Source organism: Streptomyces sp. NPDC026301, assembly GCF_055567935.1.
In genome coordinates this window covers 303,724-325,625 of record NZ_JBVHPN010000010.1, presented here as the reverse complement: position 1 = coordinate 325,625, position 21,902 = coordinate 303,724, and the positions used below count along the sequence as shown (strand labels likewise).

Here is a 21,902-nt window from a genome sequence, read left to right as displayed (position 1 = left end):
TTACACCGTCCCGCCGAGCCGGTGCAGCACGGCCTTGCGTACCGCCTCGGCGTCGATGTCCACGCCGCCCGCGCGCAGGAAGACGGCGTTCAGCAGCTGGTCGGTGGCCAGCTCGCCGAGCGCGCGGCGGTTCAGGAACGCGGTGAGCAGGTCGTCGACCTCGGGCAGGATGTCCGGGCCGAGGTGCGCGGCGATGATCTCGCGCAGCCGGTTCTCGTCCGGGTCGGGCAGGTCGAGGCGGACGCAGCGGCGCAGGAAGGCGGGCGGGAAGTCCCGCTCGCCGTTGCTGGTGATCACCACGACGGGGAACTCCCGGCAGCGGACCCGGCCGCGGTGCACCGGCTCGGTCGCGCCCGGATCGGCGGTGAGCACGTCCACATCGGCCTGGTCCTCGGGCAGCCGGGCCAGCTCCGGGATCTCGAACTCGCCGCTCTCGAACACCGCGAGCAGGTCGTTGGGCAGGTCCACGTCGCCCTTGTCCAGCTCGTCGACCAGCAGCACGCGCGGCCGGTCACGGGGCGCGAGGGCGGTGCCGAGCGGGCCGAGCCGGACGAACGTACCGATGTGCGGCTCCGGTTCGTCCCGGTCGCGGCGGAGCGACGCCTCGCGCAGCCGGCCCACCGCGTCGTAGCGGTACAGCGCGTCCTGCAGCGTGGCGCGGCTGTTGACCGGCCAGTGCAGCACCCGGCCGAGCGACAGCTCGTGCGCGACGGCCTGCGCGAGCGAGGACTTGCCCGTACCGGGATGGCCTGTGACCAGCAGCGGGCGGCGCAGGTGCAGCGCGGCGCTCACCACGTCGGCCTGCTCCGGGCCGATCAGATACGGGCCGCCGCCAGGGCCCGCGGCGGACGTGTCCCTGCGCGCGTGGCCGAAGCGGCGCCACGGCGGCGCCTCGGGCATCGCGGGCCGGCGGGCCCGGCCGTCGCCGCGGAACAGCCGCCAGCCGTCCGCGGCGCCGGTGCCGCCGTCGTCGGCGGGCCGGGCGGGACCGGGGACGGCGGCGTCCGGGGGCTCGTGGGGGTCGGCGGGTGCTTTCTCGGTGCTCATGGCTCCCTGGACTTCCTACAGTTCCGCTCGCTCGGAGGGGTCGGTCAGATGCGCGGTCAGCGGCAGCGGACGGCCCGGATCGTCCCACACCAGGACCGGGCGGGCACGGTGGTCGTCGGGGGAGCGGCGGGCCTTCGCCCGGTACTCCCGTACGGCATCGGGGAGTTGGTGCACCCGCGAGGGCGGGTCGAGCGCGAAGAGCCGGTCGCCGTCCGCCGCCTGCTCCCCGCGGTCCCAGAGCAGTACCGGTACTCCGCAGGCCAGGCACCACGTCGCGGTCCTGGCGCGGGTGCCGTGCGGCGTGCCGACCACCACGACGGACGCGTCCAGGTCCTCGTCGAGCAGCCCGGCCACCCGGCCCGGGTCGTCGTGCGCCGCGTCCAGCCGCACCGCGCCCTTCTTGCCCAGCGCCCGCCACCGGCGCCGCCACACGCCGTCGCTGTCGGCCAGCCGCCGGATGCTGGGGCAGCGCAGCACCATCGGATAGCGGGTGCCGACGACCTTGGGCGGCAGCGGGCCCTCGCCCGCGGCGTCCAGGGAGTCCAGGTCGATCTCCAGGTCGCCGTGTTCCACGATCAGTTCGACCGCCGGCCACGCCTGCCCGACCGAGGCGCCGGCCAGCCGGTCCAGATGCTTGTGCAGGATTCCGACGATCTCGGCCGGGGTCAGCGGGTCGGCGCCCGCGCCCGCGGCGGGCTGCAGCCGCCCGTCGCCCACGTCCGTCCAGAACCCCACGTCGTACCGGCGGGTGCGGCCGTGGCCCGTGCCGCCGGTCAGCTCGACCACCAGCCGCGGCGGCGCGCTCACCGCGGCCTGCGCCCACTGGTCCGCGTCGGCCCGCCGGTCGGCGAGGGTGCCCGCGTCGATGCCGAGGTGGCCCGCCATCCGCTCGTTCCACAGCCGCAGTTCGGTGCGTTGCGCGAGCGGGCTGCCGAGCGCGGCGACGAACTCCACCGCGCGCAGCAGCGCCGGCACGCCCGGCGAACCGGCCGGCACCTGCCGCCCGTCGCCCGCGCGGCTCTCCAGCGCGCTCACCCAGCGCCGCGCGTACGCGGCGAAGACCTTCGGGTCGCTGAGCCCCGTACCGTCCACCACCTCGTCCGGCAGCGGATACGGGAAGGCGCTGCGGGTGGCCTCCGGGACCCGCCGGCGGACGTCGTCGGGGAGCGTGCCGAGCAGCTGGAGCAGCGCCTGCTCCTCCCACGGGGACATCCAGTGGTCCGTCAGGCGCGGGGTGAGCCGGGCCAGGTCGCGCAGCGCGCGGGCGCTCACCGGGTCGTACGGCGCGAGCACCTCGGCCAGCGCGGGCACCGCCCGGTCAACGGTGACCAGCACCTCCGTCCACTCCTCCAGGGTCGGCAGCGAGCCGTCCTCGGGGTGCGGCAGCCGGCACCGCTCGGCGAAGCGCGCCGCGTGCTTGCGGAGGTGCGCCTCGTCGGGCAGCGCGCGGTCCAGCAGGAGGCGCAGGTCCTCGCGGAGCCGGTCGGGGGTGCGCTGCTGCGGTACCGGGTCGGCGCAGTCCGCGAGCAGGGCGCGGGCGCCCGCGGCGATCAGCTCCTCCTTGATGACCTGCCAGGAGAAGGACCAGCTCAGCCGGGTGGTCATGGCGGGGTCGTAGGGGCCGGTGCCGTGCGTGACCATGGCGGCGACCAGCCCGACCGCGCGGTGGTCGGCCACCGACCAGACCGGGCCGCCGCTGTAACCGCCGCGGATGGCCGCGCCGGTGGGCCGCCCGTGCACATAGCCGATGCCGCCCTCGACGGAGGCGATCCGGCCGTACGCGGTGTGCTCGGGGTCGCCGGTGCCGTACCGGGCGCGAACGGTCTGGGCACCGGCCATCGCGGTCCAGCGGGGCGGCGTGACGCCGGACGGCGGGTCGGCGGTCAGCTCCAGTACGGCGAGGTCGCCGCGCCAGCGCCGGGCGCCGGGCGGCACGGGGCAGTGCCGCTCGGGGAACTGCTCGTCCCGCGGCGGTATCCAGTGGGTGAGCCGGGCGGTGCCGCGAGTGTCCCCGGCGGCACCGGGGAAGCCCACCGTCAGCTCCACCGTGCCGGGGTGGGAATGCTCCAGCCGGTCCCGGCCGGCGGCGAGATTGACGACGTGGGCGCAGGTGAGGACATGCCGGGAGGTGAGGCAGACACCGGCGCCGACCGTGCGGACGCCGCTCCGCGGCATCGCGCGGAGCCCGGCCGAGTACGCGCCGAGCGCACTGCCGCCGACCGGGCCGGCGGCGAACGGCGCGGCGGCGAACGGAGCCCGCACGGCGGTCCGTTCTCCGCCCCCCGGGCCGTCCTCGTCCGCCCCGTACACCGTGACCAGCCCGGCCCGCTCGTCCGGCGCCGCGTCCTCCCCGGCGCCCTCCGCGCCGGCGCCGAACCACCGCACCCTCAGCCTTCCTGGGGCGCGGTGCCCGGCAGCCGCCAGCTGGCGGTGATCTTCATGGCGGCCTGTGCGCTGCCCCCGGCGATGCCGAGCTTGAGGTCCTGCCCGATCTGCACGCCGAACTCCACGGACAGCTCCTGCGGCGGCCGCTCGGTGCGCGCGACGGAGTCGTGCACTTCCTGGAGCAGCGGCCCGAGCGGGCTGAGCACCGCCCGCAGCCCGTCCCCGGCGAGCGCGGCCACCCGGTCGGCACCACGGCCCACCGGCTCGACGGTGCCGGCCCCGTCGGGCAGATCCGCCCGGGCGGCGGGCACGACGGCCGCCGGCGTGCCGACGGGAGCGAGGGCGAGGCGGACCAACGTGCGGTCGGACAATTGCAGTTCGGCGTACTCCGGCATCCCCCCATTGTGCCGCCTGCGCCCCTTGTGGCTATCCGTTTCTCGTGATCGGGGCGGGTCGTCGCGGCTGCTGCGGGCGCGGACCGAGGGGCGCGCGCCGGGCGCCGGCGAGCGGGCCGGGCCCGCGATGACTTCAGTGGCATAATGTCCGGACAATGTGACCTCTGGACTTCCCGTCATGGGCGTGGGCGGATACGCTCGGCCGCGTGGGGAAACGCGAAGCAGTCACCGAGGGCGCCGGCAGCCCTGTCCAGTTCAGCGTCGACCGGAGCAGCCCGGTGCCGCTGTACTTCCAGCTGTCCCAGCAGCTGGAGGCCGCGATCGAGACCGGCAAGCTGGCCCCCGGCAGCCTGCTCGGGAACGAGATCGAGCTCGCGGGGCGGCTGGGGCTGTCCCGGCCGACCGTCCGGCAGGCCATCCAGTCGCTGGTGGACAAGGGGCTGCTCGTCCGCCGCCGCGGCATCGGCACGCAGGTCGTGCACAGTCAGGTCAAGCGCCCGCTGGAGCTGAGCAGCCTCTACGACGACCTGGAGGCGGCCGGCCAGAAGCCCGCCACGAAGGTGCTGCTCAACACCACCACCGAGGCCACCGCCGAGGTCGCCGCCGCGCTCGGCGTCGCCGAGGGCGCGGAGGTCGCGCTCGTCGAGCGGCTCCGGCTCACCCACGGCGAGCCCATGGCGCACCTGCGCAACCACCTCCCGCTCGGGCTGATCACGCTGGAGACCGCACAGCTGGAGAGCACCGGCCTGTACCGCCTGATGCGCAATGCCGGGATCACCCTGCACAGCGCCCGGCAGGCGGTCGGCGCACGGGTGGCCGACGCGGCGGAGGCCGAGCGGCTGGCCGAGGAGGAGGGCGCCCCGCTGCTCACGATGCAGCGCACGACGTTCGACGACACGGGGCGGCCCGTCGAATTCGGCTCGCATGTCTACCGCGCCTCGCGTTACGCCTTCGAGTTCCAGCTCCTCGTACGGCCCTGAGTGCCCCTGAGTGTCCCGAGTGTCCTGAGCGCCCTGCCTCGTTGGGTAAGAATGTTCTGACAAACCATTGACGTGGTGTGTCGGGCGCCGCTAGAACTCCTCAAGCCGCAACCGGGCGGCGGGGGAGCGAAGGCGGTTCACGATGCGTACCGTGCGCACGACCCGTACGACCTGCCGGAGGACACGCGCCGCGGCGGCCGCGCTCGCCGCGCTCGCGCTCGCCGCCGGCTGCAGCGGCTCCGGAGGGAAGCAGTCCGAGGACGCCGCGTCCGGCGCTTCCGGGAAGGCCGCCGGGACGCCCCGCATGACCATCGGCATGGTCAGCCACTCCGGCGAGGGCGACACCTTCTGGGACATCGTCCAGACCGGCGCCGAGCAGGCGGCGAAGAAGGACAATGTGAAATTTCTCTACGCCGGCGACAAGGAGGGGTCGCGCCAGGCCGAGCTGGTCCGCAGCATGGTCGACCAGAAGGTCGACGGGCTGATCGTGACGCTCGCCAAGCCGCAGGCCCTGAAGTCGGCGGTTCGAGCGGCCGAGCGGGCCGGCATTCCGGTGCTCACCATCAACTCCGGCGGCGAGTACTCCCGGCGGTACGGCGCCCTCACCCACATCGGCCAGGACGAGTCCGTCGCGGGCCGGGCGGTCGGCGACGAGCTGAACGAGCGGCACCGGAAGAAGGCCCTGTGCGTGATCCACGAGCAGGGCAACGTCTCGCTGGAGGACCGTTGCGCCGGGGTGAAGGAATCCTTCCGAGGTACGGTCGAGAATCTCAACGTCGACGGGACGAACGCGCCGTCCTCGCAGTCCTCCATCGAGGCGAAGCTCCAGGCGGACAAGGGCATCGACGCGATCGTCACGCTCGGCGCACCCATGGCGGCGATCTCGGTCAAGGCCCGGGACCAGGCCGGCAGCGCGGCGCAGCTCGCGACCTTCGACCTGAACGCCGCCGTGGTGAAGAGCCTGAAGGCGAAGGACATCACCTTCGTCGTCGACCAGCAGCCCTACCTCCAGGGGTACGAAGCGGTCGATCTGCTCTGGCTGAACCGGACCAATGGGAACGTACTGGGCGGCGGCCGCCCGGTGCTCACCGGCCCGGCCATCGTCACCGGCGAGGACGTACCCGCGCTGGAGAAGTACACCGCCCGCGGGACCCGCTGACCCCGGGACCAGCGGGCATAACGGATACTTGGCGGTTGGGCCCGATCCGTCGGGCCCGCGGAATGACTACGGACAGTGAGAACCGACGAGAAGGGCACGACCTCGTGGCAAGGGTTCGGACAGGGGCACGCGCGCTGGGCGCCGTGCTGGCAGGGGTGCTCGGCCTGGCCCTGGCGGGCTGCAGCGCCACCGGCGGCAAGCGGGCCGAGGACGCGCGCCAGGCGCAGGTGGCCGGTGGCCGGGCGGCCGTGAACACCCCGAAGTGGACCTTCGCCATGGTCAGCCACTCGGGCGACGGCGACACCTTCTGGGACATCGTGCAGAACGGCGCCAAGCAGGCCGCCGCCAAGGACAACATCAAGTTCGTCTACGGGCACGACGAGGAGGCCAACCGGCAGGCCCAGCTCGTGCAGTCCTACATCGACCAGAAGGTCGACGGGCTGATCGTCACGCTCGCCAAGCCCGACGCCATGAAGGGCGTACTGGCCAAGGCCGAGAAGGCCGGCATCCCGGTGATCACCGTGAACTCCGGCTCCGAGGTCTCCGAGAAGTACGGCGCGCTCACCCACGTCGGCCAGGACGAGTCCATCGCCGGTGAGGCGGTCGGCGAGGAGCTGAACAAGCGCCACAAGAAGAAGGCCCTGTGCGTCCTGCACGAGCAGGGCAACGTCGGCCACGAGCAGCGTTGCGATGGCGCGCAGAAGACCTTCAAGGGCACGCTGAAGAAGCTGTACGTCGAGGGCACGAACATGCCCGACGTGCAGTCCTCCATCGAGTCCCAGCTGCAGGCCGACCCGAAGATCGACTCCGTGGTCACGCTGGGCGCCCCCTTCGCGCCCACCGCCGTGAAGGCCAGGGACCAGGCGAACAGCAAGGCCGAGATCGACACCTTCGACCTCAACGCGCAGGTCGCCCAGGGACTGCAGGACGGCTCGCTGGGCTTCGCCGTCGACCAGCAGCCCTACCTCCAGGGCTACCAGGCGGTCGACCTGCTCTGGCTGTACAAGTACAACTCCGACGTCCTCGGCGGCGGCCGACCCGTGCTCACCGGACCCCAGGTGGTCACCAAGAAGGACGCCGGCGCGCTGGCCGAATACACGAAGCGGGGGACCCGATGAGCAGCACCGCGGCACCACCGGCGGAACCGCACGACACCGAGCCGGCCGGCGGCCCGGACGAGCGGCTCGTGCACCGCTCGCTCGCCCGCCGCCTGATGGGCCGCCCCGAGCTGGGCGCGGTGGTCGGCGCGATCGCCGTCTTCCTGTTCTTCTCGTTCGCGGCCGACACCTTCCTGCAGACCGACAGCCTCTCGACGGTGCTGTACGCGTCCTCGACGATCGGCATCATGGCCGTGCCGGTCGCGCTGCTGATGATCGGCGGCGAGTTCGACCTGTCGGCCGGCGTCATGGTCGTCAGCTCCGCGCTGATCTCCTCGATGTTCAGCTACCAGATGACGGCGAACGCCTGGGTGGGCGTCGGGGTGTCCCTGCTGGTCACCCTCGCCATCGGGGTCTTCAACGGCTTCCTGCTGACCCGTACGAAGCTGCCCAGCTTCATCATCACGCTCGGCACGTTCTTCATGCTGACCGGCCTGAACCTCGGCTTCACCAAGCTGATCAGCGGCACGGTCTCCACGAAGTCCATCGCCGACATGGAGGGCTTCGAGTCCGCCCGGGTGCTCTTCGCCTCGCACCTCACGATCGGCGGCGTGGACATCCAGGTCACGATCCTGTGGTGGATCGCGCTGATCGCGCTCGCCACCTGGATCCTGCTGCGTACGCGGGTGGGCAACTGGATCTTCGCGGTGGGCGGCAACGCGGACGCGGCCCGCGCGGTCGGCGTCCCGGTCACCAAGACCAAGATCGGCCTGTACATGGGCGTCGCCTTCGCCGCCTGGATCTCGGGGCAGCACCTGCTGTTCTCCTACGACGCGATCCAGTCCGGCGACGGCGTCGGCAACGAGTTCCTCTACATCATCGCGGCGGCCGTCGGCGGCTGCCTGATGACCGGCGGCTACGGCTCGGCGATCGGCGCCGCGGTCGGCGCCTTCATCTTCGGCATGACCAGCAAGGGCATCGTGTACGCCCAGTGGAACCCGGACTGGTACAAGTTCTTCCTCGGCGCGATGCTGCTGCTCGCCACGCTGCTGAACGCCTGGGTCCGCAAGCGCGCGGAGGCGAGCAAATGAGTACTGCGACCGACCACGACGCCCGTACGGAGGCCCGTACGCCGCTCGTCGAGCTGAGCGACGTCAGCAAGTACTACGGCAACGTCAAGGCCCTCGAAGGGGTCTCGCTGGAGGTGCACGCGGGGGAGATCTCCTGCGTGCTCGGCGACAACGGCGCCGGCAAGTCCACCCTCATCAAGATCATCGCAGGGCTGCACCAGCACGACGCCGGCTCCTTCACGATCGAGGGCGAGGAGGCCCGGCTCTCCTCCCCGCGCGAGGCGCTGGACCGCGGCATCGCCACTGTCTACCAGGACCTCGCCGTCGTCCCCCTGATGCCGGTCTGGCGCAACTTCTTCCTCGGCTCCGAGCCGACGAAGGGCGTCGGCCCCTTCAAGCACCTCGACGCCCGCGCGATGCGCGAGACCACCCGCTCCGAGCTGCTGCGGATGGGCATCGACCTGCGCGACGTCGACCAGCCGATCGGCACCCTCTCCGGCGGCGAGCGGCAGTGCGTGGCCATCGCCCGCGCCGTCTACTTCGGCGCCAAGGTCCTCGTACTGGACGAGCCCACGGCGGCGCTCGGCGTCAAGCAGTCCGGCGTGGTCCTCAAGTACGTCGCCGCCGCCCGGGACGCGGGCCTCGGCGTCGTCCTGATCACCCACAACCCGCACCACGCCTACCTCGTCGGCGACCGCTTCGTCCTGCTCAAGCGCGGCACGATGGCCGGCAGCCACCTCAAGCCGGAGATCGCGCTGGAGGAGCTGACCCGCCAGATGGCCGGCGGCAGCGAACTGGAGCAGCTCAGCCACGAACTGGAGCGCGCGCCGTCCCCGGAGCACCTCGGCGGCCACCCCAGGCACTGAGGCCGGGCGTACGGGTACCGGTGGCGGGGTACCGGTGCGGCGCGCGGGACGGCTTCCGCGGGGGCGCCGGTCCCCGGCGGTAGCTTCGCCGGTACCAGGGTCCGGTGACCCCGCGGCGCGCCCGCGCCGAGTACCGCACACGCACAGGAGGCACCACATGACCAGCGACCGGAGCGGCGAGACCACCATGCGCGCGATCAGCCAGGACGCGCTCGGCGGCCCGGACGTCCTGCGGATGTCCGAGGTGGCGCGGCCGCGGCCGCTGCCGACCGAGGTGCTGGTACGGGTGCACGCCGCGGGCGTGAACCCGATCGACTACAAGACCCGCCAGAGCGGCGGCCTCGGCGTCCTCGGCGATCCGCCGTTCACCGTCGGCTGGGACGTCTCCGGCGTCGTGGAAGAGGTGGGCTTCGGCGTCCACACCCTCGCGGTCGGCGACGAGGTGTACGGGATGCCGTGGTTCCCGCGCGAGGCCGGCGCCTACGCCGAGTACGTCACGGCCCCCTCCCGGCAGTTCGCCCGCAAGCCGGCCCTGCTGAACCACGAGCACGCCGCCGCCGTGCCGCTGGCCGCGCTCACCGCCTGGCAGACGCTGGTCGACGCGGCCCGTGTGACCGCCGGGCAGCGGGTGCTGATCCACGCGGCGGCCGGCGGCGTCGGCCACTTCGCCGTGCAGTTCGCCAAGCACCTCGGCGCCCATGTCATCGGCACCGCGAGCGCCGCCAAGCACGACTGGCTGCGCGGCCTGGGCGCCGACGAGCTGGTCGACTACACCGCCGTACGGTTCGAGGACGAGATCCGGGACGTCGACGTCGTCATCGACCTGGTCGGCGACGACAAGGACGACACCAGCACCCGGTCGCTGCGCACCCTGCGCGCCGGCGGCACGCTCATCGCCGTGCCCTCGGGCGTCTCGCCGGAGCTGGTGGAGGCGGCCCGCGCCCAGGGGGTGCGCGCGAGCGGCTACCTCGTGGAGCCGGACGGCCCGGCCCTCACGAAGATCGCCGAGCTTATCGACAAGGGCGTGGTCAAGGTCGAGGTGGAGGACGTACTCCCGCTGGAACACGCCGCCGAGGCGCACCGCCGCGGCGAACAGGGCCGCACCCGCGGCAAGCTCGTCCTGAAGGTCCGGGACTGACGGTCCGGGACTGACGCGGGGCCGCCGCTGTCACTCCTGGTTGCCCGCGGGAAGCATCACCACCGAGCCCGCGTGCACGGTGATCCGTGCCGGTACGAGGGCGGTGGCCTCGGCCGGGGACTCGCCGGTACCCGGGTTGCGGGCGTAGCGCGGGTGCGCGCCACCGCTGAGCTGGAGGCGGATGCGGTGCCCTGCGGCGAAGCGGTGGGCGGTGGAGCTCATCGCCACGGTGACCGCCGACGGTGCCTGCCCGTCGGCCCGCAGCCGGACCAGCCCGTCGCAGACGTTGGTGGAACGGTCGCGCGCGTCCACGTCGCACAGGCGGGCGAAGACGTCCGCGTGGCCGGTGTCCGTGGAGATCCGCAGCCGCGCGGAGACCGGGCCGAGCACGTCGACGGGCTCGGTCAGCGGCGGGCCGGTGAACGTCAGGACGTCCTCCCGCGCCTCCAGGGCCCCGTTGTCGCGGGGACCTGCGCCGGGGGAGAGCAGCGGCCCGCCCACGGAAGGGGTGGGGTCGGCGGGGTCGTAACGGACGGACGCCAGCGGCGCGGAGTCCGTCGGGGGCTGCCGGGTGAGGGTCCCGTGCGCGGCGGGGAACCAGGCGGTCGTGGCGGGGGCCGGCGGCCAGTCGTCGAGGTCCCGCCAGGCGCCTTCGCCGCCGACGTGCACGCGTACGGGGGTGGGGCGCAGCCCTTCGGAGTCCCCGCACAGGTGCGCGCGCAGCCAGCCGAGGCTCTCGGCGAAGACCTCGGGCCAGCCCTGTTGCATCGCGGAGGTGTGCGTCCAGGGGCCGACGAGCAGGGCGGTCGCGCAGCCGGCCCGACGCAGCCGGTGGTACTGCGCGAAGGTCTGGTCGGCGAGCGCGTCGTGCCACCCGGTGGTCAGCGCGGTGGGCACGCTCGACCGCTCCGCGGCCGCCGCCGCGGACGTGCCGTGCCAGTGCGGGTCGTCGGCGTCCGGGTGCGTCATCGCGTCGTCCAGCCAGGGCACGTCCCCGAGCGCCGGTACGTACGCCTTGCGCAGCGGCAGCGCCGTGGTGATCTCGCGCAGCCGGCGCTTCAGGCGCAGCATCGCGCGTACGAGGGGCACCGTCCCCCGGTGCTGGTACGTCATGCCCGCGCCGACGGCGAGCGCGTTCTCCAGGTGGAACGCGCCGCCCGCGTGGAAGAAGGCGTGCGGATCGTGCAGGCCGGCCTGTACCACCATCGCCTTCAGCTCCGGTGGCGGATCGAGCGCGAGCGCCCACTGCACGTACCCCAGATAGCTGGGGCCGACCGTGCCCAGCGTGCCGGTGAACCAGGGCTGCCGCCGCAGCCAGGCCACCGTGGCCCGGCCGTCGGCGGCCTCGTCGCGCCACGGGTCGAACCGGCCGCCCGAGCCGCCGGTGCCGCGGCAGCTCTGCAGGACCACGTGGAAGCCCTGTTCGGCGAAGAGCATCCCGTACATGGGTGACCAGGGCAGGCCCCGTCCGTAGGGCGAGCGCACGAGAAGGGTGGGGAAGTCGCCCGCCGCGCGGGGGAAGTAGTGGTCCGTCAGCAAGGGACTGCCGTCCGCCGCCGGTACCACGAGCCCCGGCTCCCAGCCGATTTCGTGCCGCTTGGCCGGGAGGCCGCGCCAGGTCGCCCGCATCATCCGTGCGGACAGCGGCGGCTTCCCCGAAGGCGCGGTCCACTCCGGTCTCGCCACGACGCCGTGCGTGTGCGGTGTCATCGTTCCCCCTCGTTCCCCTGTTTCATTTCCGTACACTGTACGGGAATCACTGTACGAGAATGGCCGGAGGCAACGGAAGGCGAAGAGCATGACCCGTCGTGAGGGAGCCGGCGCCGCGGGCGTCGACCCGCAGCAGCTCTGGCTGGGCACGGCCCGGACCGGCCGGGGCCGCAAGCCCGCCTTCAGCCGCGAGGCGATCACGGCCGCGGCCGTCGCCCTCGCGGACGCCGAGGGGCTGGACGCGGTCACCATGCGGCGCGTCGCCGCCGAGGTCGGCGCCGGCGTCATGTCGCTCTACGGCTACGCGCCCGACAAGGAGACGCTGCTGGAGCTGATGGTCGACCACGTCAGCGGCGAACTCCCGACGGACGGGCCCCTCAGCGGCGACTGGCGCAGCGACCTGAAGGCCATCGGCCACCTCCAGCGCGCCCTGATGCTCCGTCACCCCTGGCTGCCCGCCGCGCTGACCACCCGCCGCACGCCCGGCCCGCACGCGCTGGCCTTTCTGGAACACGCGCTCGCGGCCCTGCGGCCCACCCGGCTGGACGGCGCCGCGAAGCTGGAGGTCTTCAGCCAGCTCACCGGCTTCGTCGCCGGGCACGTCGGGTACGAGATCGCGCGGTCCGCGGCCGCGGAAGCGCCCGGCCGGGCCGCGGCCGAGGCCCGCTACCTCGCCGCCGTCGCCGCCGACGGCCACCACCCGGAGCTCGCCGCGGCCCTCGCCGCGCCCGGCCGCCCGCTCGCCCCCGACGCCACCTTCACCCGGTTCCTCGACCGGCTGATCGACGGCCTCGACACCGGCTGATCCTGTTCTTGAAGTACGCGCGTCAGCCGGACCCGCGTCAGCCGGACCCGCGGCGGGTGTCGACCGCCCGCCGGGTGTCCTCGTCGACCAGGTCCGAGTTGATCGCCTGGGCGGCCTGCACCCCGGCCGCCGCGGCGCCGATGACCTGGTCGGACAGGGCCGTGACGTTCCCGGCCACCCACACCCCCGGCACGTCCGTCGCCCCCGAGTCGGCCGCGCGGACGGAGCTGCCCACCACCTCCCCGGACGACCGCTCTTCCTCGGCGGACAGCCCGAGGGAGGCGAGGAGCCCGGCGCGCGCGGTGAACCGCGGCTCCACCACCAGGGCCTGACAGGGCACCCGCCGCCCGTCCGCCAGCCGCACGCCTGCCAGCCCGCCGTCCGCCACCTCCAGATCCGTCACCCGCCCCGGCACCACGGCGACGCCCCGGGCGGCCAGCCGCTCGTACTCCTCGGCGTCGGGCTCCGGCGAGACGTGCAGCAGCAGCGTCACGTCGGTGCTCCACTGCCGCCACATCAGGGCCTGCCGGCATGCGAGCGGGCCCGTGGCCAGCACCGCGATCGCCCGGTCGCGGGCTTCCCAGCCGTGGCAGTACGGGCAGTGCAGCACGTCCCGCCCCCACCGCTCCGCCATCCCCGGCACCTCGGGCAGCTCGTCGACCAGGCCGGTCGCCACGAGCAGCCGGCGGGCCGCGACCGGCGGGCCCGCTTCCAGGAGGACGCGGAAGCCGCCGCCCTCCTGCCGCTCGGCCGCCACCGCCTCGCCCGCCACGATCTCGCCGCCGTACCCGGTCACCTCGGCGCGGCCGGCCGCGAGCAGCTCCGCGGGCGGCGTGCCGTCGCGGGTCAGGAAGTTGTGCGTACGGTCCGCCGTCGCGTTGCGCGGCCGGCCGTCGTCGATCACCAGTACCGAACGGCGCGCCCGCACCAGGGCCAGCGCCCCGCTCAGCCCGGCGGCACCACCGCCGACCACCACGACGTCGTACCGCCGTTCCTCCTGCGCCTGCGCGACCATGGTCCGACTCTCTTCCGGTAAATCGGGTGCTCCGACCGGACGGCCATTGCTACCTTCCGCGCCATGTCTTCCCTTCAGAGAACACCCGGCGGGCCCGTCACCGCAGCCGATGTCGAGGAAGCCGTGCGGCTGGCGGTCACCGCCCTGCGCGGCGCGGAAGGGGCGGACTGGAGCGCGCGGGCCGGTGCCCTGGAGTGGGACTGCTGGGAGACCGCCGAGCACCTCGCCGACGACCTCTTCTCCTACGCCGCCCAGCTCGGCCCGGCGCGTCCGCCGGCGGACACGCACGTACCTTTCGCGTGGACGCGGCAGCGGCCGGGCGGCCCGGCGAACGTCGTCTTCGCCGACCGTGAGGCCGGCCCGACGGGACTGCTGCAAGTACTGGAGGCGAGCGGCGCGCTGCTGGCGGCCATCGTCCGCACGACGCCGCCGGAGAAGCGCGCCTTCCACGTCTACGGTGTGTCCGACGCCACGGGCTTCGCGGCCATGGGCGTCGTCGAGACGCTGGTGCACACGCACGACATCGCCGAGAGCCTCGGCCTGCCGTGGACGCCGCCCGACGGGCTGTGCGACCGGACACTGGCCCGGATCTTCCCCGACGCCCCGCCGGTCACCGACCGCTGGTCCGCGCTCCTGTGGTGCACGGGCCGCATCGCACTCCCCGGCCACCCGCGCCGCACGTCGTGGCAGTGGGACGGCAGGCCCCGGGAGATCGCGGCACCCTGACCCCCGGTCGGTCCCCGGCGGCTGGTCCTGCCCGGGAACACGAGCCGGCGCGGCCCGGGAACAGAGGGGTGCCGGCCCCCCGAAGGAGGCCGGCACCGGAGTGGGGCGCGACGTTACTTGTTGGCGCACTGCCCGTCTGCGGGGTTCAGCAGCCCGACCACGTCGACGGAGAGACCGCAGGCGTTGACCGGCACGTGGATCGGTACCTGGATGGTGTTGCCGGAGATCACGCCCGGCGAGTGGCTGCTGCTGCCCTGGGCGCCCGAGTCGGCAGCGGCGGCGCCGGCGCTGCCGACGAGGGCGGCGGTGGCCAGAATGGCCGCGGCTGCGGCGGTACGGATGCGCATAGCGTTCTCCTCACAGAGGGCGGAACATCAACGGTTCCCATCACAACCCACGGGTGGCCGCGGGGCCCGTCGGATTCGGCCGTCAGGGGCACACGGTCCCGAAAAAACGCCTGTGACCAGGGCTTTCTCGCGGCCCGTCAGGCGCCGCCCGGGCCCGCCGGGGGCCCCGCACCCGGGTTTCCCGGACGGCGAGCACCGGCCGGGAAACCCGCTCCCGGGCGAACCCCCTTTGTCCAGCGGGCAGTTGGCGGCCGCACCGGAGCGGCCGGGCCGGGTGCGCCGCCACCCGGTGCGCGCCGGCGCAGACGGTTCCCGGGTTCGCCGTACTTTGAGAAAGGCCACAGGTCAGAGGGTTGCGGTGCGCCGCGGGGCGGCTTTGATGCACAATCGCACGGCGGGTGGGCTGTGCCCGCCCGGACGCCAGCCGAGGCCATGGCCTCCCGAGACCGCACAGGGACGAGACGAGCCGAGCATGAGTACGTACCGGGACAGGGTGCACCGTGGATCGGCGCGGGCCACCGTGCTGCGCACGGTCGGCACCCGCGAGCGGCGCTCGCACCTCAGCGCGCCCCGCGTGCCCACCGTCGGCATCGACATCGGCGGGACGAAGGTCATGGCGGGCGTCGTGGACGCCGACGGGAACATCCTGGAGAAGGTCCGCACCGAGACGCCGGACAAGTCCAAGAGCCCCCAGGTCGTCGAGGACACCATCACCGAGCTGGTGCTGGACCTCTCCGACCGGCACGACGTGCACGCCGTGGGCATCGGCGCGGCCGGCTGGGTCGACGCCGACCGCAGCCGCGTCCTCTTCGCCCCCCACCTGAACTGGCGGAACGAGCCGCTGCGCGACCGCCTCGCGGGCCGCCTCGCGGTCCCCGTCATGGTCGACAACGACGCCAATACGGCCGCCTGGGCCGAGTGGCGCTTCGGCGCCGGGCGCAACGAGGACCACCTCGTGATGATCACGCTCGGGACCGGGATCGGCGGCGCGATCCTGGAGGACGGGCAGGTCAAGCGGGGCAAGTACGGGGTCGCCGGCGAGTTCGGGCACATGCAGGTGGTGCCCGGCGGGCACCGCTGCCCGTGCGGCAACCGCGGCTGCTGGGAGCAGTACAGCTCCGGCAACGCCCTGGTGCGCGAGGCGCGCGAGCTGGCGGCCGCCGACTCCCCGGTCGCGTACAACATCATCGAGCGGGTCAAGGGCAACATCCCCGACATCACCGGGCCGCTGATCACCGAGCTGGCCCGCGAGGGCGACGCGATGTGCGTCGAGCTGTTCGCCGAGATCGGCCAGTGGCTGGGCGTGGGCATCGCCAACCTCGCCGCGGCCCTCGACCCCTCCTGCTTCGTCATCGGCGGCGGCGTCAGCGCGGCGGACGACCTGCTCATCGGCCCGGCCCGGGACGCCTTCCGGCGCACCCTCACAGGCCGCGGCTACCGCCCCGAGGCCCGCATCGCCCGGGCCCAGCTCGGCCCCGAGGCCGGTATGGTCGGCGCCGCCGACCTCGCCCGGCTGGTGGCCCGCCGCTTCCGCCGCGCCAACCGCCGCCGCGTCGAGCGGTACGAACGCTATGAGCGGACCGGCCGCCGATGACCGACCTGGAACAGGCACCCGTGACCGACCACCCCGAGCGCCACGACCGCTCCGAGTACCCCGACCGGGACGCGCGCGACGACGTCCCCGCGGCGGGCGACGGCGGGGTGCACGCGCCCCCGCCGAGCCGCCGGCGCCGCTGGCTCACCGCCGTCGTCGTCTTCCTGCTGATCGCCATCCCGGCCGGCTACCTCGCGCTCTCCGCCGCGCAGAGCCGGGACAGCGGCCAGGAGAAGGAGGAGCGGGCCAAGATGGCGGGGCTCACCTGGCAGTGGCCCTCCAAGGTGCAGCGGCGGATCTACGACGTGCCGATCCCGTCGTACTCGTATCCGGTCGCGTACTTCGAGACCAACTCCTTCAAGACCAGCTCGCTCTACGTGACGTTCCGCACGTCCCAGGACGGCCTGGACCAGTTCCTGGCGCACTACGGGCGCACCCGCGATGACCTGCGCAAGGACGTCGCCACGATCTCGCCGGAGCAGGCGGCGCGGGTCAAGTGGGACTTCACGGTCGGGGACGGCTACGCGGGCCTGGTCCACAAGGAGAAGGCGCCGCGGCCCTCGCAGCGGATCACGGTCGACTTCGCCGAGGACGGCCACCCCGTGGTGTACATCGTGTCCACGACACGGTTCTGACGGGGCGCGTCGGGCTCCGGGCCCGGCGCGGACGGTCGGGTTCCGGTGGCGAAACTCTGATGAAGAATGCCGCCCGGAGCACCTGCGGGCGATCCCGGCCAGCCGGTTATGAGCCGATTCTGCTGCCATGACCGACTCTTCCGGCCGGAGCGTTGCCCGATTACTGACCCGGGTGTCAGGAGTGGGCGGTTTGATTGGGTAGCGTGGCCGGGTGAGCGAGAAGACCCTGCAGCACCGGATCGACGGCCCCGACGACGCACCCGTACTTGTCCTCGGCGCCTCGCTGGGCACCACCTGGCACATGTGGGACCGGCAGATACCCGAACTGACCCGTCAGTGGCGCGTCGTCCGCTTCGACCTCCCGGGCCACGGCGGATCACCCGCCTACCCCGCCGCCTCGGTCGCCGACCTGGCCGATCGGGTGATCGCCACCCTCGACGGCCTCGGCATCGACCGCTTCGGTTACGCCGGCTGCGCCATGGGCGGCGCCATCGGCGCCCAGCTCGCGCTCGCCCACCCCCAGCGCCTCACCTCGCTCGCGCTGGTCTCGGCATCGCCCCGGTTCGGCACCGCCGACGCCTGGCGGCAGCGCGGTGTGGTGATCCGTACGAACGGCCTGGACCCGATCGCCCGCACCGCGCCCGAGCACTGGTTCACGCCCGGCTTCGCCGCCGCCCAGCCCGCCATCGTCGAGTGGGCCGTGCAGATGGTGCGCACCACCGACCCCGGCTGCTACATCGCGGCCTGCGAGGCGCTGGCCGCCTTCGACGTCCGGAGCGAGCTCGGCAGGATCTCCGCGCCCACCCTCGTGGTCGTCGGCTCCGACGACCTGATCACCCCGACCGCCGACGCGCGCACCCTGGTCGCCGGGATACCGGACGCGGGCCTCGCCCTGGTGCCCGGCACCTCGCACCTCGCCCCCGTCGAGCAGCCCGCCGCCATCACCGAGCTGCTCATCCGGCACTTCTCCACCGCCTGGCAGGACAAGCCGGCCGGGCAGGCCGCGCTCGGCGCCACCCCGCCCAAGCCCGTCCTCACCCCGAAGCCGGCGCAGCAGGCGCAGCCCCAGCCGCCGGTCGTCGCCATCGAGCCGGCCGCCGAGCAGCCCGAGATGGTCGGCACCGACTCCTACGACGCGGGCATGAAGGTCCGCCGCGAGGTGCTGGGGGACGCGCACGTGGACCGCGCGGCGGCCGCCGCCGACGAGTTCACCGGCGACTTCCAGGACTTTTTGACCCGCAACGTCTGGGGCGAGGTGTGGACCCGCTCGGGCCTGGACCGCCGCACCCGCAGCGTCATCACGCTCACCGCGCTGATCACCAGCGGCCACCTCGACGACCTGGCCGTGCACGTCCGCGCCGCGCTCCGCAACGGCCTCACCCCCGCGGAGATCAAGGAGACGCTGATCCACACCGCGGTCTACGGCGGCGTGCCGGCCGCGGGCGCGGCCTTCACCATCGCGCAGCGCGTCATCCGCGAGGAGACCACGCCGGAGGACTGAGCGCCGGAGCCCGAGCCCGGTCGCGGATTCGCACGGCTCCGCGCGGCAAGATGGGGCCATGGAACTGGAACTCACCAAGAAGACGCACGCCTGCGTCCGGCTGGCCAAGGACGGGCGGACGCTGGTCATCGATCCCGGTGGCTTCAGCGAGCAGGACGCGGCCGTGGGCGCCGACGCGATCCTGATCACCCACGAGCACCCCGACCACTTCGCCGAGGACCGGCTGCGGGCGGCCATGGAGGCCAACCCGGCCGCCGAGATCTGGACGCTCGCCTCGGTCGCCGAGCAGATCTCGGCGGCGTTCCCGGGCCGGGTGCACACCGTCGGCGAGGGCGACACCTTCACGGCCGCCGGCTTCGAGGTGGAGGTGCACGGGCAGCTGCACGCCGTGATCCACCCCGACATCCCGCGGGTCACCAACGTCGGCTACTTCGTCGACGGCTCGGTCTTCCACCCCGGCGACGCGCTCACCGTCCCCGGCCGCCCGGTCGACACCCTCCTGCTGCCCGTGCACGCGCCCTGGAACAAGGTGGCGGAGATCATCGACTACCTGCGCGAGGTCAAGCCGCGGCACGCCATCGACGTCCACGACAGCCTCCTCCAGGAGCACGCCCGGCCGATCTACGACCGCATGATCGGCCAGCTCGGCGGCACCGACCACGGCCGCCTCGCGCCTGGTCAGGCGGCCGCGCTCGGCTGAGGACGGCGACTGTCACAGGCGGGCGGTAGGTTGGCACTCATGCGCATCGCGACCTGGAACGTCAATTCGATCACCGCCCGCCTGCCCCGGCTGCTGGCCTGGCTGGAGACCACCGGCACGGACGTGCTGTGCATCCAGGAGGCCAAGTGCTCCAAGGAGCAGTTCCCCTTCGACGAGCTGCGCGAGCTGGGGTACGAAGCGGCGGTGCACGCCACGGGCCGGTGGAACGGCGTGGCCGTGCTGTCCAGGGTCGGCCTGGCGGACGTGGTCGAGGGCCTGCCCGGTGATCCGACGTACGACGGCGTGGCCGAGCCGCGCGCCGTCTCGGCGACCTGCGGACCGGTCCGCGTCTGGTCGGTCTATGTGCCCAACGGCCGCGAGGTCGAGCACCCGCACTACGCCTACAAGCTCCAGTGGTTCGAGGCGCTGAAGGCCGCGATCGCGGGCGACGCGGGAGGCGACCGCCCGTTCGCGGTCCTCGGCGACTACAACGTCGCGCCGACGGACGACGACGTCTACGACACGGCCGCCTTCGAGGGCGCCACGCACGTCACCCCGGCCGAGCGGGCGGCCCTCGCCGACCTGCGCGGCGCGGGCCTGACGGACGTCGTGCCGCGCCCCCTGAAGTACGACCACCCCTTCACGTACTGGGACTACCGCCAGCTCTGCTTCCCGAAGAACCGCGGAATGCGCATCGACCTGGTCTATGGCAACGAGCCGTTCGCCAAGGCGGTCTCCGACGCCTACGTCGACCGCGAGCAGCGCAAGGGCAAGGGCGCCTCGGACCACGCGCCGGTGGTCGTCGACCTGGACGTGTGACGGGACGGATGACGCGCCTGGCCGGCCGGGGCACGCCGCCCCGGCCGGCCTCGCCTCACGGCACGAGCTTGCGCAGCTCCACCGACTCCGCGAGCGCCTTCAGCCCCTCGTCGCCGGGGTGCAGATGGTCGCCGCTGTCGTACGCCGGCAGCATCCGCTGCGGCCGCTGCGGGTCGCGGATCACCGCGTCGAAGTCCAGCACGGCGTCCACGGCCCCGCCGCTGTCACGGACGAAGGCGTTGACCGCCTGCCGCCGCTGGTCGACCTCCGGGTAGCAGTCGGCGTACCCCTCGCACGGCGCGACCGTCGCGGCCACCACCCGCAGGCCCCGCTCGTGCGCCCGCCGCGCGATGGCCCGCAGCCCGGTGATCACCTCGGCCGCCGAGGTGCCCGCGCGCACGTCGTTGATCCCCTCGAAGACCACGACTGTACGGGCCGAGGTCTGGGCCAGTACGTCGCGCTCCAGCCGGTGCTGGGCGCTGACCCCGCCGGTGTCGGTGCTGATGCCGTCGCCCTGGTAGCGGTCGGTGACGATGCGGTTCGCCGAGATGCCGTGGTTGATCACGCCGTACTTGGGCAGCGCGCTCTGCTGCTGGAAGCGGCGGGCGAGCACGTCGGGCCAGCGCCGGTTGGCGCCGCTGGTCGACTTCACCCCGTCGGTGATCGAGTCGCCCAGGGCCACGATCGAGCCCGGGCCGCCGGTGACATCGACGCCGGAGAGGAACGGCCAGGTCGTGAGGGTGCCGGTGTAGGCCGCGCCGCCCGCGTCGCCGGTCCGGTCGCCGCTGCCGGGGGCGCTCACGTACGACCGCTGGATCGCCTCCTTGTGCACGGGCGCCGCGCCCACCGGTCCCGCGAGGTGGAAGCTGACCAGCAGATTGGTGTCGGCGGGCACGGCGAAGCGCACGGGGTCGCTGAACGCCTGGGCGCCGGCGGGGATGCGCGTGCCGCGCTGTCCGCCGAAGGTGAGCGGCACGGGCTTGCCCGCCGCCTGCGCGCCGCTGCCCTGGACGGCCACGCTCGCCGCGCCGATGGCGACGGGGGTGGCCGCGAAGGTGTTCTCCAGCCGGACGCGGGCCTGCCTGCCGCCCGCCCCGGCGTGCACCACCAGCCGCAGCGTCTGGTCCCGCCACGGCCCGACCTTGGTGTACCCGGCGCTGCTGGCCGCCCAGCTGCCGGTCCAGCCGGGCGTGGCCCGGCGCAGCGCCGCGGCGAAGACGTGCAGGTCGCGGTCGGGGCCCGGGTCCTTGGGCAGGACGACCGAGCGGACCTGGCGGCCGGGGCGCACCGGCACCGTCACCGCGTACAGGCGTACCGTTTCCGCGCGCTGCCCGGCCGCGGAGTTCAGGTGCGGCAGCGCCACCGCCTTGGTGCTGAGCGGGCCGGTCCGCCAGTCCGGCGCGGTCAGCTCGTACGTGCTGCGCGAGCCGTCCTGGTACTGGACCGTGCCGGTGCCGGTGGCGTCCCCGCCGGTCCCGGCGACCAGGAAGGACAGCGCGGTGCCGGAGCCGCTCAGCCGGACGGCCTGGCCGTCGGCCCGTACGTTGTCCGGCGTGCCGGGCGTGGTACGCGGCCAGGTCAGCCGGGTCGCGTCGAGGGCCAGCGACCGGCCGGGCGTCCAGCCGGCCGCGGCGAGGTCCTGGGCGGACAGGGAGCCGCCGGCGCCGTCGAAGTCCGCAGCGCCGGATCTGGTGTCGTCGCTCACCGCCTTGTTGTCGAAGAGTCTCGCCAACGGCTGCGGCTCCGCCGCGCGTTGCTGACCGGCGGCGGCCGGGACGGCGGTCCCCGCGACCGTGAGGGCGAGAGCGAGCGGAACGGTTGTGCCCCATCGTCGTACGCGCATCAGTCGGCTCCTTCGGTGGCGGCTGCGCCACGGGGTGAGCGTGATCCGGTCCATCAGACACAAGCGCCAT

Annotated in this window: 20 protein-coding genes; 13 read left to right on the top strand and 7 right to left on the bottom strand. The window is 73.7% G+C overall.

Features of this window, described 5'->3' with window-relative positions:
- The 3 genes from ACZ4MH_RS20150 to ACZ4MH_RS20140 form a co-directional block, all read right to left on the bottom strand.
- Positions 1-900: an AAA family ATPase gene (locus ACZ4MH_RS20150; RefSeq protein WP_467754610.1), complete on the bottom strand. Its 900-nt coding sequence runs from the start codon at positions 898-900 to the stop codon at positions 1-3.
- Positions 901-1,062: 162 nt separating this feature from the next.
- Positions 1,063-3,432, bottom strand: coding sequence for a VMAP-C domain-containing protein (locus ACZ4MH_RS20145; protein ID WP_467754604.1), 2,370 nt, complete (start codon positions 3,430-3,432; stop codon positions 1,063-1,065).
- A 2-nt stretch (positions 3,433-3,434) separates the two neighbouring features.
- Positions 3,435-3,827, bottom strand: coding sequence for a CU044_2847 family protein (locus tag ACZ4MH_RS20140; RefSeq protein ID WP_351597220.1), 393 nt, complete (start codon positions 3,825-3,827; stop codon positions 3,435-3,437).
- A gap of 206 nt (positions 3,828-4,033) precedes the next feature.
- Between ACZ4MH_RS20140 and ACZ4MH_RS20135 the strand changes: the two genes are divergently transcribed.
- The 6 genes from ACZ4MH_RS20135 to ACZ4MH_RS20110 all read left to right on the top strand — a co-directional run bounded on the left by ACZ4MH_RS20135 (position 4,034) and on the right by ACZ4MH_RS20110 (position 10,137).
- On the top strand, positions 4,034-4,807 hold the full coding sequence (locus ACZ4MH_RS20135; protein WP_351597218.1) for a GntR family transcriptional regulator: 774 nt from the start codon (positions 4,034-4,036) through the stop codon (positions 4,805-4,807).
- Between the two features lie 142 nt (positions 4,808-4,949).
- Positions 4,950-5,966 carry a sugar ABC transporter substrate-binding protein gene (locus ACZ4MH_RS20130; protein ID WP_351597215.1) on the top strand — a complete coding sequence of 339 codons (1,017 nt, stop codon included), beginning with the start codon at positions 4,950-4,952 and terminating at the stop codon, positions 5,964-5,966.
- Positions 5,967-6,070: 104 nt separating this feature from the next.
- Positions 6,071-7,084, top strand: coding sequence for a sugar ABC transporter substrate-binding protein (locus tag ACZ4MH_RS20125; RefSeq protein ID WP_351597213.1), 1,014 nt, complete (start codon positions 6,071-6,073; stop codon positions 7,082-7,084).
- A complete protein-coding gene (locus ACZ4MH_RS20120; RefSeq protein ID WP_351597210.1) occupies positions 7,081-8,154 on the top strand; it encodes an ABC transporter permease in 1,074 nt (357 codons plus the stop codon). The genes ACZ4MH_RS20125 and ACZ4MH_RS20120 overlap by 4 nt, the downstream gene beginning before the upstream one ends.
- Entirely contained in the window at positions 8,151-8,999 is an 849-nt protein-coding gene (locus ACZ4MH_RS20115) for an ATP-binding cassette domain-containing protein (protein ID WP_351597207.1), read from the top strand. Before ACZ4MH_RS20120 ends, ACZ4MH_RS20115 begins: the two co-directional genes overlap by 4 nt.
- 157 nt (positions 9,000-9,156) lie before the next feature.
- On the top strand, positions 9,157-10,137 hold the full coding sequence (locus tag ACZ4MH_RS20110; RefSeq protein WP_351597204.1) for an NADP-dependent oxidoreductase: 981 nt from the start codon (positions 9,157-9,159) through the stop codon (positions 10,135-10,137).
- 30 nt (positions 10,138-10,167) lie between these two features.
- Here ACZ4MH_RS20110 and ACZ4MH_RS20105 read toward each other — a convergent pair whose 3' ends face one another.
- Complete coding sequence (locus ACZ4MH_RS20105; RefSeq protein WP_467754603.1) at positions 10,168-11,847, bottom strand: CocE/NonD family hydrolase; 1,680 nt, start codon at positions 11,845-11,847, stop codon at positions 10,168-10,170.
- A gap of 88 nt (positions 11,848-11,935) precedes the next feature.
- Here ACZ4MH_RS20105 and ACZ4MH_RS20100 point away from each other — a divergent pair, with 88 nt between their 5' ends.
- Complete coding sequence (locus tag ACZ4MH_RS20100; protein ID WP_351597201.1) at positions 11,936-12,652, top strand: TetR/AcrR family transcriptional regulator; 717 nt, start codon at positions 11,936-11,938, stop codon at positions 12,650-12,652.
- Positions 12,653-12,689: 37 nt separating this feature from the next.
- Here the strand turns inward: ACZ4MH_RS20100 and ACZ4MH_RS20095 are convergent, their stop codons facing one another.
- The gene (locus ACZ4MH_RS20095; protein ID WP_351597198.1) at positions 12,690-13,667 is read right to left on the bottom strand and encodes an NAD(P)/FAD-dependent oxidoreductase; all 978 of its coding nucleotides are present in this window, start codon (positions 13,665-13,667) and stop codon (positions 12,690-12,692) included.
- Positions 13,668-13,730: 63 nt separating this feature from the next.
- Here ACZ4MH_RS20095 and ACZ4MH_RS20090 point away from each other — a divergent pair, with 63 nt between their 5' ends.
- Positions 13,731-14,393, top strand: a complete 663-nt coding sequence (locus tag ACZ4MH_RS20090; protein WP_351597195.1) for a maleylpyruvate isomerase N-terminal domain-containing protein — start codon at positions 13,731-13,733, stop codon at positions 14,391-14,393.
- Between the two features lie 113 nt (positions 14,394-14,506).
- Here ACZ4MH_RS20090 and ACZ4MH_RS20085 read toward each other — a convergent pair whose 3' ends face one another.
- Complete coding sequence (locus tag ACZ4MH_RS20085) at positions 14,507-14,740, bottom strand: chaplin (protein WP_351597192.1); 234 nt, start codon at positions 14,738-14,740, stop codon at positions 14,507-14,509.
- Positions 14,741-15,212: 472 nt separating this feature from the next.
- Between ACZ4MH_RS20085 and ACZ4MH_RS20080 the strand changes: the two genes are divergently transcribed.
- The 5 genes from ACZ4MH_RS20080 to ACZ4MH_RS20060 all read left to right on the top strand — a co-directional run bounded on the left by ACZ4MH_RS20080 (position 15,213) and on the right by ACZ4MH_RS20060 (position 19,989).
- Positions 15,213-16,334, top strand: a complete 1,122-nt coding sequence (locus ACZ4MH_RS20080) for an ROK family glucokinase (RefSeq protein ID WP_351597189.1) — start codon at positions 15,213-15,215, stop codon at positions 16,332-16,334.
- A complete protein-coding gene (locus ACZ4MH_RS20075) occupies positions 16,331-16,969 on the top strand; it encodes a hypothetical protein (RefSeq protein WP_351597186.1) in 639 nt (212 codons plus the stop codon). The genes ACZ4MH_RS20080 and ACZ4MH_RS20075 overlap by 4 nt, the downstream gene beginning before the upstream one ends.
- A gap of 211 nt (positions 16,970-17,180) precedes the next feature.
- Positions 17,181-18,470 (top strand): bifunctional 3-oxoadipate enol-lactonase/4-carboxymuconolactone decarboxylase PcaDC, encoded by a 1,290-nt coding sequence (gene pcaDC / locus ACZ4MH_RS20070; RefSeq protein ID WP_351597183.1) that lies wholly within the window; start codon positions 17,181-17,183, stop codon positions 18,468-18,470.
- A gap of 64 nt (positions 18,471-18,534) precedes the next feature.
- Complete coding sequence (locus ACZ4MH_RS20065) at positions 18,535-19,170, top strand: MBL fold metallo-hydrolase (protein ID WP_351597226.1); 636 nt, start codon at positions 18,535-18,537, stop codon at positions 19,168-19,170.
- 39 nt (positions 19,171-19,209) lie between these two features.
- The gene (locus ACZ4MH_RS20060; RefSeq protein ID WP_351597180.1) at positions 19,210-19,989 is read left to right on the top strand and encodes an exodeoxyribonuclease III; all 780 of its coding nucleotides are present in this window, start codon (positions 19,210-19,212) and stop codon (positions 19,987-19,989) included.
- Positions 19,990-20,044: 55 nt separating this feature from the next.
- On the opposite strand, the gene ACZ4MH_RS20055 is transcribed toward ACZ4MH_RS20060, so the two are convergent.
- A complete protein-coding gene (locus ACZ4MH_RS20055; RefSeq protein WP_351597177.1) occupies positions 20,045-21,832 on the bottom strand; it encodes an SGNH/GDSL hydrolase family protein in 1,788 nt (595 codons plus the stop codon).
- Positions 21,833-21,902: the final 70 nt, after the last annotated feature.